Annotated in this window: 17 protein-coding genes; 16 read left to right on the forward strand and 1 reads right to left on the reverse strand. The window is 65.7% G+C overall.

Features of this window, described 5'->3' with window-relative positions; genetic code table 11:
• Positions 1-8: 8 nt before the first annotated feature.
• Entirely contained in the window at positions 9-698 is a 690-nt protein-coding gene (locus ACZ1A1_RS08855) for a GntR family transcriptional regulator (protein WP_313194207.1), read from the reverse strand.
• A 150-nt stretch (positions 699-848) separates the two neighbouring features.
• Between ACZ1A1_RS08855 and ACZ1A1_RS08860 the strand changes: the two genes are divergently transcribed.
• The 16 genes from ACZ1A1_RS08860 to ACZ1A1_RS08935 all read left to right on the forward strand — a co-directional run bounded on the left by ACZ1A1_RS08860 (position 849) and on the right by ACZ1A1_RS08935 (position 17,538).
• Complete coding sequence (locus tag ACZ1A1_RS08860; RefSeq protein WP_463619608.1) at positions 849-1,841, forward strand: substrate-binding domain-containing protein; 993 nt, start codon at positions 849-851, stop codon at positions 1,839-1,841.
• An 81-nt stretch (positions 1,842-1,922) separates the two neighbouring features.
• Positions 1,923-3,428, forward strand: coding sequence for a sugar ABC transporter ATP-binding protein (locus ACZ1A1_RS08865; RefSeq protein WP_463619610.1), 1,506 nt, complete (start codon positions 1,923-1,925; stop codon positions 3,426-3,428).
• Between the two features lie 2 nt (positions 3,429-3,430).
• Positions 3,431-4,420: an ABC transporter permease gene (locus tag ACZ1A1_RS08870; protein WP_313194210.1), complete on the forward strand. Its 990-nt coding sequence runs from the start codon at positions 3,431-3,433 to the stop codon at positions 4,418-4,420.
• Positions 4,417-5,451 carry an NAD(P)-dependent alcohol dehydrogenase gene (locus ACZ1A1_RS08875; protein ID WP_463619612.1) on the forward strand — a complete coding sequence of 345 codons (1,035 nt, stop codon included), beginning with the start codon at positions 4,417-4,419 and terminating at the stop codon, positions 5,449-5,451. Before ACZ1A1_RS08870 ends, ACZ1A1_RS08875 begins: the two co-directional genes overlap by 4 nt.
• Positions 5,448-6,380, forward strand: a complete 933-nt coding sequence (locus ACZ1A1_RS08880; protein WP_463619613.1) for an SMP-30/gluconolactonase/LRE family protein — start codon at positions 5,448-5,450, stop codon at positions 6,378-6,380. The genes ACZ1A1_RS08875 and ACZ1A1_RS08880 overlap by 4 nt, the downstream gene beginning before the upstream one ends.
• Positions 6,380-7,165: an SDR family NAD(P)-dependent oxidoreductase gene (locus ACZ1A1_RS08885; RefSeq protein ID WP_463620095.1), complete on the forward strand. Its 786-nt coding sequence runs from the start codon at positions 6,380-6,382 to the stop codon at positions 7,163-7,165. The genes ACZ1A1_RS08880 and ACZ1A1_RS08885 overlap by 1 nt, the downstream gene beginning before the upstream one ends.
• 14 nt (positions 7,166-7,179) lie before the next feature.
• Positions 7,180-8,376, forward strand: a complete 1,197-nt coding sequence (locus ACZ1A1_RS08890; RefSeq protein ID WP_463619614.1) for an AGE family epimerase/isomerase — start codon at positions 7,180-7,182, stop codon at positions 8,374-8,376.
• An 86-nt stretch (positions 8,377-8,462) separates the two neighbouring features.
• On the forward strand, positions 8,463-9,443 hold the full coding sequence (locus ACZ1A1_RS08895; RefSeq protein WP_463619615.1) for a substrate-binding domain-containing protein: 981 nt from the start codon (positions 8,463-8,465) through the stop codon (positions 9,441-9,443).
• Between the two features lie 59 nt (positions 9,444-9,502).
• Complete coding sequence (locus tag ACZ1A1_RS08900; protein WP_313194215.1) at positions 9,503-10,474, forward strand: ABC transporter permease; 972 nt, start codon at positions 9,503-9,505, stop codon at positions 10,472-10,474.
• A gap of 3 nt (positions 10,475-10,477) precedes the next feature.
• Entirely contained in the window at positions 10,478-11,233 is a 756-nt protein-coding gene (locus ACZ1A1_RS08905) for an ATP-binding cassette domain-containing protein (protein ID WP_463619616.1), read from the forward strand.
• Between the two features lie 72 nt (positions 11,234-11,305).
• Complete coding sequence (locus ACZ1A1_RS08910) at positions 11,306-12,553, forward strand: enolase C-terminal domain-like protein (RefSeq protein ID WP_463619617.1); 1,248 nt, start codon at positions 11,306-11,308, stop codon at positions 12,551-12,553.
• A gap of 155 nt (positions 12,554-12,708) precedes the next feature.
• Complete coding sequence (locus ACZ1A1_RS08915; RefSeq protein WP_463619618.1) at positions 12,709-13,443, forward strand: FadR/GntR family transcriptional regulator; 735 nt, start codon at positions 12,709-12,711, stop codon at positions 13,441-13,443.
• A 2-nt stretch (positions 13,444-13,445) separates the two neighbouring features.
• Positions 13,446-14,648, forward strand: a complete 1,203-nt coding sequence (locus tag ACZ1A1_RS08920) for a mandelate racemase/muconate lactonizing enzyme family protein (protein WP_463619619.1) — start codon at positions 13,446-13,448, stop codon at positions 14,646-14,648.
• Between the two features lie 133 nt (positions 14,649-14,781).
• Positions 14,782-15,756: a sugar ABC transporter substrate-binding protein gene (locus ACZ1A1_RS08925; protein WP_313194220.1), complete on the forward strand. Its 975-nt coding sequence runs from the start codon at positions 14,782-14,784 to the stop codon at positions 15,754-15,756.
• A gap of 70 nt (positions 15,757-15,826) precedes the next feature.
• Positions 15,827-16,810 (forward strand): ABC transporter permease, encoded by a 984-nt coding sequence (locus ACZ1A1_RS08930; protein WP_313194221.1) that lies wholly within the window; start codon positions 15,827-15,829, stop codon positions 16,808-16,810.
• On the forward strand, positions 16,807-17,538 hold the full coding sequence (locus ACZ1A1_RS08935) for an ATP-binding cassette domain-containing protein (RefSeq protein ID WP_463619620.1): 732 nt from the start codon (positions 16,807-16,809) through the stop codon (positions 17,536-17,538). The genes ACZ1A1_RS08930 and ACZ1A1_RS08935 overlap by 4 nt, the downstream gene beginning before the upstream one ends.
• The last annotated feature ends 5 nt before the right edge of the window (positions 17,539-17,543 follow it).

The following is a 17,543-nucleotide window of genomic DNA, read 5'->3' on the forward strand; positions in this document are numbered from 1 at the left end:
CGTCCCTGCTAGTCGGCGGCCTGCGCCGCTTCCGGCGCGAAGAAGGACGAGAACCGCCGGGAAAGCTCGCTGAGATCGATCATGACCCGCCGCAGGTGCAGCTTCATCACCTCCTGGGCGCGGTTCACGTCGCCCGTCGTCACGGCATCCAGCACTTCCTGATGGTCGTGCACGAGCTGGTCGAGCTGACCCGCCTGCACCGAAAGGCGGCGGACGCGGTCCATGTGTTTCTTCGCATCCGAAATGAAGCCCCAGACCCCGTCGCGGCCGGCCAGGCTGCAATAGAGGGCATGCATGCGCTCGTCGCATTCGAAGAAGAGGTCCGAATTGTCCTCCTGAATGGCAAGCTCCTGCTCCTCGATGGCCTGGCGGATGCCGAGCAGGATGCGGCGGTTCGATTGCCGGGCCGCTTCCGCCACGATCGCAAGTTCGAGCTGCTCGCGGACGAACTGCGCGGTCCGCACCGCGTCCATGCGGATCGGCGCGACCACGACGCCCGCCCGCGACCGGATATCGACCAGCCCCTCCGCGGAAAGCCGGGACAGCGCCTCGCGCACCGGCGTGCGGCTGACGCCGAGGAGCTCGGCCATGGCATGCTCCCCGATCGGTTCGTTCGGCTTCAATTCGAGGCCGATGATCTTTCGCGAAAGGGTACGGTAGCAATGCTCCGCCGCTGAAATCTTCGTGTCACGCGTCATGGGTTGAATGCCCCTTGTTTTCTTGCATGCAAATCACCCTCGCGCGCAGGATAACCCGGGAAATAATGATTTTCCACTCGTACCAACGTCGATGCTTGACCGGCTCGAGAATCTTGCATACAAGAATGCAAGGAATTTGGGAGGAGACCGATGACACTGCATGAAAAGTTGCGGCCCGCTATCGTGCGGGCAATCGCGTCCAGCGCGCTGGCGATATTCATGGCGGGTGCCGCGAGCGCCGAGGACCTGACGATCGGGGCGCTCTACCTCGATGCGCAAGGCTTCTACGGCGGCATCAAGAAGGGCATCGAGGCGGGCGCCGGCGACGAGAGCGTGCGCCTGCTCGGGCAGAATTCGCAGGGCGATGCGGCCAAGGAGGCGCAATTCGCCTCCACGCTGATCTCCTCGAAGGTCGGCGCCATCATCATGTCGCCGGTCTCGGCCACGGCTTCCGTGCCGGTGGTCAAGCAGGCGGCGGAGGCCGGCATTCCGGTGGTCTGCTACAACACCTGCGTGAACGACGAGGACGCCAAGAAATACGTCAAGGCGCTGGTGACGACCGACCAGTACAAGCTGGGCTACGATGTCGGCGTCGTCGCCGGCGACTATTTCAAGGACAAGGGGATCGACAAGCCCCGGTTCGGCATCCTGAACTGCGACGTCTACGAGGCCTGCGTGCAGCGCAAGGCCGGTTTCAAGAAGGCCGTCGAGGAGAAGGTTCCGGGCGTCGAATGGGCGGCCGACCAGGCCGGCTTCGAACCGGGCAAGTCGACGGAGACCGCGACGACCATGCTGACCGGCGACACGGCGATCAACGCCATGTTCGCGACGACGGACAACGGCACGATCGGCGCCATCCAGGGCATCATGGCCTCCGGCCGCCAGGGACAGGCGGTGGTGTTCGGCAACGATATCAGCGTGCAGCTCGCGCAATATCTCATCAACGCCCCCGAAACGCTGATCGCCACCAACGGCCAGCAGCCGCAGCAGATGGGCAAGGATTCCGTGCTCATGGCGCTGAAAGCCATCAAGGGCGAGGCGATCGACAATTATCTCACCATCGTGCCGACGGAGATGTTCCTGTCCTCCGACCCCGACAAGGTGAAGGCCTGGCTGGAAGCGCGGCCCGACGGCATCCCCTGAAACCGGCCGGTTTCCTCCCGGGGGAGGGCGCGGCTTGCCGCGGCCTTCCCTTTTCGTCAACGCAGTCAGTGGCATGGTCCCATGGTCGAACCGCTCGTTCACATGCGCGGCATATCCAAGGCGTATCCCGGCGTCGTCGCCCTGCGGGATGTGGACTTCGCCCTGGCGCGCGGCGAGGTCCGCGCCCTGCTCGGCAAGAACGGGGCGGGCAAGTCGACCCTGGTGAAGATCCTCGCCGGCGTCGAACGGCCGGACGAGGGCGAGATCCTGATCGACGGCAAATCCGTCGCGCTCCGTGCGCCGATGGATGGCATCAAGGCCGGCATTGCCACCGTGCACCAGGAATTGAGCGTGGTGCCGGAGCTTTCCATTGCGGAAAACGTCTTCCTCGGCCGCTGGCCGACGCGCGGCGGGCGTGTCGATTGGCCCCGGATGCAGCGCGACGCGCATGATGCGCTCGCCCTGCTCGGCCTTCATCTCGATCCGCGCCAGCCGGTGGCGCGCCTCTCCGTGGCAGAGCGCCAGCTCATCGAGATCGCGCGCGCCCTCAGCCAGGGCGCCCGCCTGCTCATCCTCGACGAGCCGACCAGCTCGCTCGTCGCCCAGGAGGCGGAAACGCTGATCCGCGTCGTGCGGCAGCTCGCCGAACAGGGCACCAGCATCATCTATATTTCCCACCGCATGGACGAAATCCGCAAGGTGGCGCATTCCGTCACCATCATGCGCGACGGCCGCCATATCGCGACCGCCCCGGTCGCCGATGTCTCGAACCGGGAGATCGTCGACATGCTGCTCGGTGGCACGCAGGGCGAAGGCGGCAGCGCGCGCGCCATCGGCGAACCCGGCAGATTCAGCCCGCTGCTGACGATCAGCGACCTCCGTGTCGCGCCGCGCGTCGAAAGCGCGAGCCTGGAGATCAGGGCCGGCGAGGTGCTCGGCATCGCGGGCGTGCTCGGATCGGGCCGCACGGAGCTCCTGCAGGCCATCGCCGGGCTGCGCGCCGCCGAGGGCGGTTCCATGACGCTCGCCGGCAGGGATTTCAGGCCCGCGAGCCTGCGCGAGGCGCGGGCGAACGGCATCTTCATGACGCCGGAGGATCGTCGCGGCGAGGGTGCGGTGATGATGCTCGGCATCGACGAGAACCTCGTCATGGCGAGCTGGGGTTCGGTCTCCCGTGGCGGCGTGATCGACCGGGCCGCCATGCGCAAAAAGGTCGCCGCGTCGATCCGCTCACTCGGCATCAAGCTTGCCCATCCCGGCGAGGCGCTCGGCAATCTCAGCGGCGGCAACCAGCAGAAGGTCGTCATCGGCAAGGCGCTGAATGCCGCGCCGCGCATCCTGCTGCTCGACGAGCCGACGCGCGGCGTCGACATCGGCGCCAAGCGGCAGATCTACCAGCTCATGCGGAATGCCGCCGCCGACGGCCTCGCCGTCGTCTTCGTCTCCGGCGAGATCGAGGAATTCTGCGAGGTCTGCGACCGCGTCCTGATCCTGCGCGGCGGCTGCATCACGGGCGAGGTGGAAGGGGCGGCGATCCGCACGGAGACGCTGGCCGAGCTGACGACGGGCGAACACGGAGTGCATTGACGATGGCCCCTATCCAATCCGAATCCTATCAGAAGTTCGACCTGCGGCACTTCCTCAGCGGGCGCGCCAACGAGATCGGCCTCCTCGTCGCCATCCTCGTGCTCTATGCCTTCCTGGCCGCTTTCGCCTCGAATTTCATGACGCTGCCCAACCAGCTCAATATCCTGCGCGATGCCGCCTTCGTCGGCATCATCGCCTGGGGCATGACGCTGGTGCTGATCAGCGGCGAGATCGACATCTCCGTCGGCCCGCATGTCGCCTTTGCCGGCGTGCTTCTCGCCTCGCTGGCGCAGTCCGGCGTGCCGCTTGCCGCCGCCGCCCTGATCGTCATCGTCCTCGGCGCGCTGATCGGCTGCTTTACCGGCGTGCTGCGCGCCTTCCTCGATGTGCCGAGCTTCATCGTCACGCTGGCGCTCTGGCTCGGGCTGCGCGGCACGGCGCAGGTCATGTCGGATGCCGTGCCGATCGTGATCATGGATTTCAGCTTCCAGCGCCTCGGTGCCGGCTGGTTCCTCGGCATTCCGACGCCCGCGGTCATCATGCTGGTGCTCTTCGCCGTCTTCAGCTTCGTGGCGACGCGCACGGTCTTCGGCCGCAGCGTCTATGCGGTCGGCGGCAATGCCGAGGCCGCGCGCCTCTCGGCCATTCCCGTCGCGCGGGTGCGCATCCTCGTCTTTGCCATCACCGGCGCGCTGGCGGCGCTGACGGGCATCCTGATGGCGAGCCGCCTCGGCTCCGGCAACAGCGGCGCGGCCTCGGGCCTGGAATTCGACATCATCGCCGCCGTCGTCGTCGGCGGAACCAGCCTGTTCGGCGGACGCGGCACCATGCTCGGGACGCTGCTCGGCGTCGTGTTCATCGCCGCCCTCGTCAACGGCCTCGTCCTGATGGGCGTTGATCCATTCGCCCAGGGCATCGTGCGCGGCGTCGTCATCCTCGTCGCCGTCATGGTCAACATCATCAGCATCAAGCGCATGCGGGGGCGGACATGAACGCGAACGTCACGAGGCCGAACCGGGCGGCCGTGCTCCTGTCGCCCAGCCATGTCGAAATGCAGGACTGGCCTGAGCCGGTCGCCGGGCCGAACGATGTGGTGGTGGAGGTCGCCGCCGTCGGCGTGTGCGGATCGGACGTGCACTATTTCCGCCACGGCCGGATCGGCAATCTCGTCTGCGACCGGCCGATCGTGCTCGGCCACGAGGCGGCGGGCACGGTCGTCGCGACGGGCGATGCGGTCACGCATCTTAAGATCGGCGACCGCGTGACGCTGGAGCCGCAGCGGCCGTGCGGCCATTGCGAGCAATGCTGGTCGGGTGCCTACAATCTCTGCCGCGACGTTGTGTTCATGGCGACGCCCCCCTATCACGGCGCCTTCGCGCGGCGGGTCGTCAATCCGGCCGATTTTACCTTCGCCATTCCCGACAGCCTCTCCTTCGAGGAGGCGGCGCTGATCGAGCCGCTGGCCGTCGGGCTGTGGGCGACGGAGCGGCTCGACCTCAAGCCGGGCAGTTCCGTGCTGATCGTCGGCGCCGGGCCGATCGGGCTTCTGGCGGGGCAGGCGGCGGCGGCGCGCGGCGCCACGCGCATCATCCTTTCCGATATCAACCCGGCCCGCATCGGCCTCGTCTCCCGGTTCCCGCGTTTCGAGGCGCATGACGCGGCCGCCGATCCGGCCTACGGGACGATTGCCGAGGTGGACGCCGTCATCGAATGCAGCGGGGCGCCGACGGCGGTCACGCGCGCCCTGCCGCGCATCCGCCCGCGCGGCGGCCTTGCCCTGGTCGGCATCAATCCGACGGGCGCTGCCTCGGTTGACTTCTGGCCCGCCATGGAGCGGGAACTCTCGATCCACGGCGTCTTCCGCTATGCCGGCATGTATCCGAGAGCGATCGCGCTGGCGACAAGCGGCCTCGTGGACCTGAAATCCGTGATCACGCACCGTTTCGGCCTCGAGGAAACGGCGGCGGCGCTCGCCAGGGCGAGCGACGACCCGTCTTCGATCAAATCGGTGGTGCTGCCATGAAGACGACGGTTTCCCTGCTCCTCGATGCGAAGGATATCGTCGGCGAGAGCATCGTCTGGTCGGGCGAGGAGAAGGCGCTCTACTGGGTGGATATCGTCGGCCGCCGCATTCACCGGCTGGAACCCTCAAATGGCCGCCACGATGTCTGGCCGACGCCGGATTTCGTGACCTCCATCGGCATGCGGACGGATGGCGGCTTCATCGTCGGCCTGCGCCGCACCGTCTGCCTGTGGCGGCCGGGCGGGGCCTTCGAGGAATTCGCGGTGCCGGAGCCGGACCTGCCGGACAACCGCCTCAACGAGGGGCGCGTCGCGCCGGACGGTGCCTTCTGGGTATCGACCATGCAGAGCAATCTCCATCCCGACGGCTCGCCCAAGGACATGGACAGCAATGCCGGGGCCATCTACCGCATCGATGCGGACGGCCGGGTCGCACAACTGACGCCCAACGCATATGGTATCACGAATACGATGGCCTGGACGCAGGATGGCCGCTTCTTCTTCGCCGATACGCTGGCGAACGAACTCTATCTCTTCGATTGCGATGTCCCCACCGGGGCCCTTGCCAACCGGCGCACGCTTGCGGCCGGTTTCCCGCGTGGTTTTCCGGATGGCTCCTGCCTCGATGCGAAGGACCGGCTGTGGAACTGCCGCGTGGCGGGCGGGGCGGCGGTCGCGGGCTTCGACACCGATGGCGATCTCGTCGGCCTCGTCGAACTGCCGGCGGGCTGGCCGACGAGCTGCACCTTCGGCGGGCCGGATCTTTCCACCCTCTATGTCACGTCGGCGCGCTTCACCATGCCGGCCGACCATCTCGACGTGCATCCGCTGGAAGGCGGGCTCTTTGCCGTCGAGGGCGTCGGCCGCGGCCTTCCCGAGCCGAAATTCGGGGCCTGTGCCCAAAACCCTTCCGTTTCGGAGAAAGCATGATGAGTGAATTTGACGGCAAGAGCATCATCGTTACCGGCGGCAGCCTCGGCATGGGGCTTGCCTGCGCGCATCGCTTCGCCGCGGGCGGCGGCAAGGTGCTGATCGTCGCCAACGACAGGGCTTCGGTCGACGACGCGGTGGCGGCCATCGGCGCGAACGCTGCCGGCTTCGTCGGCGACGTGCGCAGCAAGGACGCCATGGCGGCAGCCGTCGACACCGCCGTCACGCGCCATGGCGGCGTCGACGTGCTCGCCTGCTGCGCCGGCATCCAGCGCTACGGCACGGTGGTCGACACGCCCGAGGAGGTCTGGGACAACGTGCTCGACATCAACCTCAAGGGCATCTTCCTCGCCGCGAAATTCGCCGTCCCGGAAATGCAGAAGCGCGGCGGCGGGGCGATCGTCGCCATCTCCTCCGTGCAGGCCTATGCCTCGCAGGCGGGCGTTGCCGCCTACACGGCGAGCAAGGGCGCCATCAACGCCCTCGTGCGCGCCATGGCGCTCGACCACGCGCCGGACAACATCACCGTGAACGCCGTCTGCCCGGCCTCCATCGACACGCCCATGCTGCGCTGGGCGGCCGATCTGTGGAAAGGCGACAGCACGGCCGAGGCGACGCTCGATGCCTGGGGCAGGGGCCACCCGCTCGGCCGCGTGGGCAAGCCGGCCGAGGTCGCCGATCTCGTCGCCTTCCTGGCAAGCGACAAGGCCCGTTTCATCACCGGTGCCGATATCAAGATCGACGGCGGCGTGCTCTCCAAGCTCGGCATCATCATTCCCGATTGATCGGAAGGCTGACCATGAAACCGTTTCCCGATTTCCGCTCGAAGACGTTCCTTTCCGCCCATCTGCGCGAGATCATGGATTTCTACCATCCGATCTGCCTGAACAGGGAAGACGGCGGATACTACAACGAATATCGCGACGACGGCTTCATCACCGATCGCAAGACGCAGCATCTCGTCTCGACCACGCGCTTCATCTTCAACTATGCGACGGCCGCCGTGCTGTTCCAGCGGCCGGATTTCGCCGAAGCGGCCGCGCATGGCGTCAAGTATCTCGACGAGGTGCACCGCGATCCCGATTTCGGCGGCTATTTCTGGCTGATGCACGGCCGCGAGCCGGTGGACACGACCAAGCACTGCTATGGCCACGCCTTCGTGCTGCTCGCCTATGCCGCGGCGATGAAGGCCGGCATCGCCGGCATGGCCGAAAAGGTGTCCGAGACCTGGAATCTGCTCGAAAGCCGTTTCTGGGAGCCGGAACGCGCGCTCTACAAGGACGAGATCGGCCGTGACTGGCAGCGGGTTTCCCCCTATCGCGGCCAGAACGCCAACATGCACATGACCGAGGCGATGCTGGCGGCCCATGAGGCGACCGGCGAGGCGCGCTATCTCGACCGCGCCGAAACGCTCGCCCGCCGCATCTGCGTCGAGCTTGCGGCGGGTGCCGGGGACGTCGTCTGGGAGCACTACCGCCAGGACTGGACGATCGACTGGGATTACAACAAGCACGATCCCAAGCACCTGTTCCGGCCCTACGGCTACCTGCCGGGCCACATGACGGAATGGACCAAGCTGCTGCTGATCCTCGAGCGGTACCGCCCGCGCGACTGGATGCTGCCCAAGGCCATCCTGCTCTACGAGACGGCACTGGCCAGAAGCGCGGACCTCGAATTCGGCGGCATGCACTACAGCTACGGCCCGGATGGCAAGCTCTACGATCTCGACAAGTACCATTGGGTCCATTGCGAGACGGTGGCCGCCGCCGCCGGCCTTGCGGAGCGCACCGGCGAGGAGCGCTACTGGCAGGATTACGACCGCCTCTGGCGCTATAGCTGGCGGCATCTGGTCGATCACGACCACGGCTGCTGGTTCCGCATCCTGTCGCCTGCCGGCGAAAAGCAGAGCGACATCAAGAGCCCGCCCGGCAAGACCGACTATCACCCCTTCGGCGCCTGCTACGAAATCCTCCGTGTGCTGGGGGAGGCGCGGTAGCGCCCGGAAAACGGCCGGCCGCGCCACGCGCTCCGCGGCTGGCCTCTCGGCAGAGAGCGCAAGCGAAGATCATGGGAGGGAATGACATGCTGAAGACATCGCTGGCAGCACTGGCGCTGGGCGCCGCACTCGCTGCGGCCGGGACCGCCGGGGCCGCGGACAAGCCGAAATTCGTCTACCTGACGCAGACCGGCATCGACAACAGCTTCTGGCAATCGATCAAGCGGGGCATGGACGATGCCTGCGCCCAGTTCGAGGCGGATTGCCAGCTCATCTTCACGACGCCGAACGGTGACCTGCAGAAGCACCTGCAGAATCTCGAAACGGTGGTGGAGCAGGGCGTCGACGGCATCGTGACCGTCATCGTCAACGACGACCTCTACGACGAGACGGTGAAGAAGGCCGTCGACAAGGGCATTCCGGTCATCACCGCCAATGTCGACGACAGCCAGGGCGCTGCCGGCAATGCGCGCAACGCCTTCGTGGGACAGGATCTTTTCGAGGCGGGCTATGTCCTGATGAAGGGCCTGCATGCGAAAATCCCGGCCGACCAGCCCATCCACGCGCTGCTGGGCCTCTCCCGTCCGGGGGAAAGCTGGGCGGAGGCGCGCATCGGTGGCGCCAAGAAATTCCTGGAGGAGGCCAAGGCGGCCGAGCCGAACCGCGAGATCACCTATGAGGTGATCGACAGCTCCAACGACATTTCCGTCACGGCGTCCCGCATCTGCCAGTACGTGCAGGGCAAGCCGGACACCAACGCCTATGTCGATGCCGGCTTCTGGGGCGCGGGGGCGGGCGAGTGCCTGCGCGACCTCGGCATCAAGCCCGGCCAACTGCACATGGCGACCTTCGACCTCGTGCCCGTCGTGCTCGACGAGATGAAGAAGGGCTATGTCGACATCACCATCGACCAGCAGCCCTATTACCAGGGCTATCTGCCGATCCTCCAGCTCGCGATGATGAAGAAGTTCGGTCTCAGCGCCTTCGACGTCAACACCGGCAAGGCCGTGGTGGAGCCGAAGGACCTGGAGCAGGTGGAGAAGTTCATGTCGATGGGCGTCCGCTAGATCGCCATTCACCGGCTCTTCCGCCGGAAGGCGGGAGAGCCCTTTAAAGGCCAGAGACCATGAAACCCAATGTCCGCAACCTGATGGCGCGGCCGGAAATGGCGGCGCTGCTGATTTTCGCCGCCCTGTTCGTCGCCTTCAGCTTCATCAACGACCGGTTCTTCGCGACCGGCAACATGACCGTCTACCTGCAGCCGATCCCGGAACTGGCGATCGTCGCGATGGGCATCACGATCCTGATCATCGCCGGGGAATTCGACCTTTCCGTCGGTTCCGTCTTCGGCCTGTCGCCGATGGTGACGGTCCTCCTGATGCAGGCAGGCTGGCCGGTTGCGGTCGCCATCCTTGCCGGCCTCGTGCTGGCGGCGCTGATCGGCCTTGCCAATGGCCTGATCACGCTGCGGCTGAAGATCCCGTCCTTCATCGCCACGCTCGGCATGCTGTTCATGGCCCGCAGCCTCGCCGTCGTGCTGGCCGGGGGCTTCCCGCCGGTCTTCCCGCGCGAACTCGACGTCTCCTGGCTGGTGGGGCGCCTCGATCTCGGTCTCGTCGCGCCGCGCGTGTCGCTTCTCTACATGATCGCCATCGCGCTCGCTCTCGGCTTCGTGCTGCGGCGCATGGATTTCGGCCACTGGATCTATGCGACCGGCGGGCACCCGCAGGCCGCGCGCGACATGGGCATCAAGACCGAGCGGGTGAAGATCGCCTGCTTCATGCTCTGCGCCACGCTCGCGGGGTTTGCCGGCATCATCCAGAGCTTCCGCGTCAAGGTGATCGTGCCCAATCTCGGCACCGGGCTCGAGATGCAGGCGATCGCCGCGGCCGTCATCGGCGGCGTGGCGCTCACCGGCGGCGTCGGCTCCATTCTCGGCGCGGTGGTCGGCACGCTGCTGATCGCCATGATCGAGAACATCCTCATCCTCAGCGGCGTCAACGCCAACTGGTTCATGTTCGCCGTCGGCGCCATGATCGTCGTGGCGGTCGTCCTCAACACGCAGACCCGGCTGAAAGCCGAAGGCATGAAGGGGTAAGCCATGAGCATCGCCGCCAATACGGCCGGAGAGCCGATCATCAAATGCGTCGGCCTGCAGAAATGGTACGGCGCCGTCCATGCCCTGAAGAATGTCGATTTCCATGCCGGCCGCGGCGAGGTGATAGGCCTCGTCGGTGACAACGGCGCCGGCAAGTCGACGCTGATCAAGATCCTGTCCGGCGTGCACACGCAGGACCAGGGCGACATCTTCATCGAAGGCCGCAGCGTCTCCATCACCGGCCCGGAAGTGGCGATGGGCCTCGGCATCGAGACCATCTACCAGTACACGGCCATGGTGCCGGAAATGTCCATCGCGCAGAATTTCTTCATCGGGCGCGAGCCTTTGAAATTCGGCCGCCCCGGCCTCGGCATCGTCGACCGGGCAAAGATGGCGCGCGAGGCGATGGAGGGGCTGCGTGGCGTCGGCCTCCACCTGCGCGGGCCCGATACGCCGGTCAAGGCGCTTTCGGGCGGGCAGCGCCAGGGCGTCGCCATCGCGCGCGCCATGCATTTCCGCTCGAAGGTGCTGATCCTCGACGAGCCGACCAACCACCTCTCGGTCAAGGAGACCAACAAGGTGCTGGACCATGTCGTCGAGCTGAAGGGCCTCGGCGTCACCTCGATCTTCATCAGCCACAACCTGCATCACATCCATCCGATCTCCGACCGGATCGTCGCCATGGCCCGCGGCGAGAAGATCGCCGATCTGCCCGCCGGCGAGATCAGCGTCGACGAGATGACCCGGATGATCAGCTAGCGGCCTTTCCGGCCAGAGACGGGACGCCAGATGTCCCGGCTTTTTCGACAGACAGTTCCATTGGAGCCTCCCATGAAGCGACCCAGAATTACCGATATCCGTGCCACGACCGTCACCGTTCCGCTGGAGGCGCCGCTGCGCCATTCCAACGGGGCCCACTGGGGACGTTTCGTGCGCACCATCGTCGAGGTGGAGACCGATGTGGGCATCGTCGGCCTCGGCGAGATGGGGGGCGGCGGGGAGAGCGCCGAAGCCGCCTTCCGGGCGCTGAAAACCTACCTCGTCGGGCATGATCCCTTCGAGCTGGAAAACCTCCGCTTCATGATCTGCAATCCGACGGCCAGCCTCTACAACAACCGAACGCAGATGCATGCTGCGATCGAATTCGCGTGTCTCGACATCATGGGCAAGTTCCTCGGCGTGCCGGTTTGCGACCTGCTCGGCGGCAGGATGCGCGAGACGGTGCCCTTCGCCAGCTACATGTTCTTCCGCCTGCCCAACAAGGACACGGGCCTCGGCGAAACGCGCACGGCCGACCAGCTCATCGCGCAGACGCTGGAGCTGAAGGAGAAATGCGGCTTCACCTCGCACAAGCTGAAAAGCGGCGTCTTCCCGCCGGACTACGAGCTGGAGGTCTATCGCGCCTGGGCGAAGGCGCTGGGGCCTGACAGCGTGCGCTACGACCCCAACGCCGCCTTCTCCGTCGAGGAGGCGATCCGTTTCGCCAAGGGTATCGAGGATCTCAACAACGACTATTACGAGGACCCGACCTGGGGCCTCAACGGCATGCGCCGCGTGCGAGAGAACACCGGCATGCCGCTGGCCACGAACACCGTGGTCGTCAATTTCGAGCAGCTTGCCGCGAACATCCTCAACCCGGCGGTCGATGTCATCCTGCTTGACACGACCTTCTGGGGCGGCATCCGGCCCTGCGTGAAGGCGGCCGGTGTCTGCGAGACCTTCCAGCTCGGCATCGCCGTGCATTCCTCCGGCGAACTCGGCATCCAGCTCGCCACCATGCTGCATCTCGGCGCCGTCTTGCCGAACCTCGTCTTCCATGCCGATGCGCATTACCACCAGCTTGTCGACGACATCATCGTCGGCGGGCCGATGCGCTACGAGAACGGCGCGATCAAGGTGCCGACCGCGCCGGGCCTCGGCGTGGAGATCGACCGCGACAAGCTCGGCAAATATGCCGACCTCTACAAGACGCTGGGCGGCTATCCCTACGACCGCGATCCTTCGCGCGACGGCTGGTTCTCCGTCGTACCGAACACGCGCTGGGCCGATCCCAACGACGACCGCGTCATCGACTACTGAGGGGTCGGGACATGGCGCTCGATCCGCACGGCACCCCGCGTCCGGCTCCCCGCTGTGGCTGGTCCTCACGCGGCGCCGATTTTCGAATTGACACGTTTCCGGCCGGAGTCTAATTAAAGGTCATGCTATACCTATATGATAGGTTGGAGGGTAGCTTGATAGAGATCGCGCCGGACGGTACGCCACCCCGCATTCGTGCGGAAGCCGATGGATTGCTCGGCAGCGTCGTCAATGCCGTGAAGACCCATATCCGCGAGAACGGGTTGCAGGTCGGCGACTGGCTGCCGAGCGAGGGGGCTTTCTCGGAAAAGCTCGGCGTTTCCCGCAGCATCGTGCGGGAGGCCTATCGCTCCCTTGCCGCGCTGACGCTGATCGATATCGGTAATGGCCGCCGGCCGCGGGTCGCGGCGCCAAGGGCCGATGTCCTGGCGCTGGTCACCGATCACGCCGTCTACACCGACCAGGTGACGATCCAGCAGATATTCGACGTGCGCCGGACGATCGAGCGCCGCACCGTCGTGCTCGCCGCCATGCGCCGCACCGACAAGGAGGCGGCCGGGATCATCGCGCTCGCCGAAGCGATGCAGCGCGACTTTCAGGATCCGCAGAAGGTGATGGAGCACGACATCGCGTTTCACGAGGCGATCGCGACCGCCTCGCGCAATCCCATGTTCGCCCTGATCGTCGGCTCCTTCCATGTGGTCACGCGGCAGACCTGGCCCATCGGCTGGGCGAGCCGGGCCAGCAACGAGACGCGGCAGGAAAGCGTCGACGGCCACATGACGATCGCGCAGGCCATCGCCAGCGGAGACCCGACGCTGGGCGAGCAGGCGATGGTGGAACACTTCGATCTGACGGTGAAGGCGCTGCTGGCGGCGGGAGTGTATTGAACATGAAGATCACCGCGTTCGAAACGGTCCGCGCCCAAGCCTTTCCCAACATTCTCTGGGTCCGCATCCACACGGACGAGGGGCTGGTCGGGCTCGGCGAGACCTTCTTCATGGCCGTGACGGTGGAAGCCTACATCCATGAGGTGGTCGCGCCGAAGCTTCTCGGCCGCGATCCGCTTGAGATCGACAAGATTTCCAAGGATCTGACGGGCTATCTCGGCTTCCGGTCGACGGGGGCGGAGATGCGGGGCAATTCCGCCGTGGACATCGGGCTCTGGGATCTCTTCGGCAAGGTGACCGGCCTGCCGATCGCGCAGCTCCTCGGCGGCTTTTCGCGGCGGGAGATCCGCACCTACAACACCTGCGCCGGCAACACATACATGCGCGAGGCCAAGGGCCAGCAGACCGCCAATTACGGCATAGGCGGCCCGCAGCGCGACTATGACGACCTCAACGGCTTCCTGGAGCGGGCGGACGACCTTGCCGAGGACCTGCTGTCGGAGGGGATCACGGCCATGAAGATCTGGCCCTTCGATATCGCCGCGGAGAAGAGCGCGGGGCAGTATATTTCCGGCCCGGACCTGCGCAAGGCGCTGGAACCCTTCGAGAAGATCCGCAAGCGCGTCGGCGACCGGATGGACATTATGGTCGAGTTCCATTCCATGTGGCAGCTGACGCCCGCCATCCAGATCGCGCGGGCACTGGAGCCCTATGCCACCTTCTGGCACGAGGACCCGATCAAGATGGATTCGCTCTCCAGCCTGAAGCGCTATGCGGCGGCGAGCCGTGCGCCGCTCTGCGCCTCGGAGACGCTCGCCACCCGCTGGGCCTTCCGCGACCTGATGGAGACGGACGCCGCGGGCGTGGTCATGCTCGACCTTTCCTGGTGCGGCGGCATTTCGGAGGCGAAGAAGATCGCCACCATGGCCGAGGCTTGGCACCTGCCGGTCGCGCCGCACGATTGCACGGGGCCGGTCGTGCTGGCCGCATCGACGCATCTTTCGCTCAATGCGCCGAACGCGCTCGTGCAGGAGAGCGTGCGCGCCTACTACAAGACCTGGTACGCCGAGCTGACGACGCAATTGCCGACCGTGAGGAACGGCATGATCACCATTCCGCCGGGGGCCGGACATGGCGTCGATCTCGCGTCGGACCTCGACCGGAAGTTTGACGTCTCGCGCCGCATGTCGGCACTCGAAGGGTAGGGCCCCCGGGTGTCCGGACGGGCGCGATTTTCTGATGATTGCCCGGGGCCGCAGGGCGCCGGGCAGGGAGTTCCATGACGGCGTGAAGGAGCGCCGGACAACCACGATCGATGTTCAACGGGAGGTATGCATCATGATCCGGAAACTGGTAACAGGAACAGCCCTCGGGCTGGCATTCATGGCGTCCGGCGCCAGCGCCGAGGGGCTCAACATCGCCTTCATCAGCCATTCGTCCGCGTCCAATACGTTCTGGCAGTCGGTGAAGAAGGGCTATGACGATGCCTGCGAGAAGGTCGGCGCCTCGTGCCAGCTGATCCTCACGCAGACGGAGGGCTCGGTCGAGCAGGCCGTGGCCAACCTCCAGGCGGCCATCGCCTCAAAGCCGGATGCGATCTTCGTCGCCATCGTCGACAACAATGCCTATGACAACGTGATCAAGGAAGCGGTCGACGCCGGCATCCTCGTGCTCGCCGTCAATGTCGACGACAGCGAAGGCGCCAAGGGCAACGCCCGCAAGGCCTTCATCGGCCAGGGCTTCACCGCGGCCGGCTATTCGCTCGCCAAGGCGCAGTCCGAGAATTTCCCGAAGGACGGGCCGCTCAACCTTCTCGTCGGCGTCAATGCGCCGGGCCAGACATGGTCCGAGCAGCGGGCCGGCGGCGTCATGAAGTTCCTCGAGGAATACAAGGCCGAGCACGCCGACCGCCAGATCACCATCACGCGCATCGATTCGGCGACGGACCTTGCCCTCACGGCCGACCGCATCGGCGCCTATCTCAACGCCAATCCCGACACGACGGCCTATTTCGACACGGGCTACTGGCACGCGGGCGTTGCCAAGGTGCTGAAGGACCGGGGCATCGAGCCGGGCAAGGTCCTGCTCGGCGGCTTCGACCTCGTGCCGGAAGTGCTCCAGCAGATGGAAGCCGGCTATGTGCAGGTGCAGGTCGACCAGCAGCCCTACATGCAGGGCTTCATGCCCGTCATGCAGGCCTATCTCTGGAAGACGGCCGGCCTGACGCCCTCGGACATCGATACCGGGCAGGGCATCGTCACGCCGAAGGACGTTCCGACCATTCTCGAAATGGCAAAGCAGGGCCTGCGCTGATCCGGCGCGCCCGACACGCAACCGGCGTCTTGCCCCGAAAGGCAAGACGCCGAACCACAAGTGGCGGTCCATGAAGCGGTTTCTGAAAATCTATCTCGACAAGCCGGAGCTTGCCGGCCTCGCCCTGCTGATCGTTCTCCTGGTCGTCTTCCAGGTGAAGTCGAACGGCGTCCTGCTCTCCTTCGAGAACGTGCGCGGCGTCATGGGCCTGCTGCCGGAAATGGCGCTCGTCGCCATCGGCGTGACGATCCTGATGATCTGCGGCGAGTTCGACCTGTCGGTCGGCTCGGTCTTCGCGCTGATGCCGATGTCGATGGCCGTGATGCTGAATGCCGGCGTGCCATTCACGGGCGCGGTGCTGCTGGGGCTTCTGGTCTGCGCGGTGATCGGCTTCATCAACGGCTATGTCACGCTGCAATTCGCCATTCCGAGCTTCATCACCACGCTCGGCATGCTGTTCATCGCACGGTCGCTGACCATTGTCATCTCCGGCGGCTTCCCGCCGCTGCTGCCGGCCGACCTGCCGACCTGGCTGTTCACGGACTATATCTGGCAGGGCGCGCTGTTCCGCATGTCCTTCCTCTGGTTCGTCGGCATCGCGGCACTGGCCGCGGCCATGCTGTCGCTCACCAATTTCGGCAACTGGATCCGCGCGACCGGCGGCTTCAACGAGGCGGCTGCCTCGATGGGCATCCCCGTCAAGCGTGTCAAGATCGTCTGCTTCATGCTCTGCTCGGTGCTGGCGGGCTTCGCCGGCCTTCTGCAGGTGCTGCGCCTCGGCTCGCCGCTTCCCTCCATCGGCGAGGGGCTGGAATTGCAGGCGGTCGCCGCCGCCGTCATCGGCGGCACGGCGCTGGCGGGCGGCATCGGCACGGTCTTCGGCGCGATCATCGGCACGCTGCTGATCCGCACCATCGACAACGGCCTCGTCCTGTCGCGCGTCGATGCCAACTGGTTCAAGTTCGCCATCGGCGTGCTCACCATGTTCGCCGTCATCGCCAATGCCTGGATGGGCAAGATTTCCCGCAAGATCAAGGTGGAGGCGCACAAGTGACGACACCGGTCATCGAATGCCGCAACCTGCAGAAATGGTATAGCGGCGTGCACGCGCTGAAGAACGTCAACCTCACCATCCATCCCGGCGAGACCGTCGGGCTGGTGGGCGACAACGGGGCGGGCAAGTCGACGCTCATCAAGATCCTCTCCGGCGTCCACCATCAGGATTCCGGCGAGGTGCTGATCGAAGGCAGGAAGGTCGACCTGCGCAGCCCCAAGGACGCGATGCGCCATGGGCTGGAGACGATCTACCAGTACAATTCCATGGTGCCCACCATGTCGATCGCCCGCAATCTCTTCATCGGCCGCGAGCCGATGAAATGGTCGCTCTTCGGTGTCGGCCTCATGGACCAGAAACGCATGCGCGCCGAAAGCGTGCAGGCCATCGCCGATGTCGACCTGCACCTGCGCTCGCCGGATGCACTTGTCGGCGAGCTTTCCGGCGGCCAGCGGCAGGGCGTCGCCATCGCCCGCGCCATGCATTTCAAGTCGAAGGTGCTGATCCTCGACGAGCCGACCAACCATCTCTCCGTCAAGGAGACCGACAAGGTCATCGGCTTCGTGCGGGGCCTGAAGGCACAGGGGCTGACCGGCATCTTCATCTCGCACAACATGCAGCATGTCTTCCAGTCCTGCGACCGGATCGTGGCCATGGCCCGCGGCGAGATCGTGTTCGACAAGCCCACTTCCGAAACCTCCATCGACGAGGTCCACGCGCTTCTGTGAGGAGA

The sequence above is a fragment of the Shinella sp. R2-11 genome (assembly GCF_055330205.1).

Excerpts from the sequence above, each read along its gene's own strand:
- ACZ1A1_RS08855 (WP_313194207.1), bottom strand. The coding sequence starts at position 698 with ATGACGCGTGACACGAAGATTTCAGCGGCGGAGCATTGCTACCGTACC.
- ACZ1A1_RS08860 (WP_463619608.1), top strand. The coding sequence starts at position 849 with ATGACACTGCATGAAAAGTTGCGGCCCGCTATCGTGCGGGCAATCGCG.
- ACZ1A1_RS08865 (WP_463619610.1), top strand. The coding sequence starts at position 1,923 with ATGGTCGAACCGCTCGTTCACATGCGCGGCATATCCAAGGCGTATCCC.
- ACZ1A1_RS08870 (WP_313194210.1), top strand. The coding sequence starts at position 3,431 with ATGGCCCCTATCCAATCCGAATCCTATCAGAAGTTCGACCTGCGGCAC.
- ACZ1A1_RS08875 (WP_463619612.1), top strand. The coding sequence starts at position 4,417 with ATGAACGCGAACGTCACGAGGCCGAACCGGGCGGCCGTGCTCCTGTCG.
- ACZ1A1_RS08880 (WP_463619613.1), top strand. The coding sequence starts at position 5,448 with ATGAAGACGACGGTTTCCCTGCTCCTCGATGCGAAGGATATCGTCGGC.
- ACZ1A1_RS08885 (WP_463620095.1), top strand. The coding sequence starts at position 6,380 with ATGAGTGAATTTGACGGCAAGAGCATCATCGTTACCGGCGGCAGCCTC.
- ACZ1A1_RS08890 (WP_463619614.1), top strand. The coding sequence starts at position 7,180 with ATGAAACCGTTTCCCGATTTCCGCTCGAAGACGTTCCTTTCCGCCCAT.
- ACZ1A1_RS08895 (WP_463619615.1), top strand. The coding sequence starts at position 8,463 with ATGCTGAAGACATCGCTGGCAGCACTGGCGCTGGGCGCCGCACTCGCT.
- ACZ1A1_RS08900 (WP_313194215.1), top strand. The coding sequence starts at position 9,503 with ATGAAACCCAATGTCCGCAACCTGATGGCGCGGCCGGAAATGGCGGCG.
- ACZ1A1_RS08905 (WP_463619616.1), top strand. The coding sequence starts at position 10,478 with ATGAGCATCGCCGCCAATACGGCCGGAGAGCCGATCATCAAATGCGTC.
- ACZ1A1_RS08910 (WP_463619617.1), top strand. The coding sequence starts at position 11,306 with ATGAAGCGACCCAGAATTACCGATATCCGTGCCACGACCGTCACCGTT.
- ACZ1A1_RS08920 (WP_463619619.1), top strand. The coding sequence starts at position 13,446 with ATGAAGATCACCGCGTTCGAAACGGTCCGCGCCCAAGCCTTTCCCAAC.
- ACZ1A1_RS08925 (WP_313194220.1), top strand. The coding sequence starts at position 14,782 with ATGATCCGGAAACTGGTAACAGGAACAGCCCTCGGGCTGGCATTCATG.
- ACZ1A1_RS08930 (WP_313194221.1), top strand. The coding sequence starts at position 15,827 with ATGAAGCGGTTTCTGAAAATCTATCTCGACAAGCCGGAGCTTGCCGGC.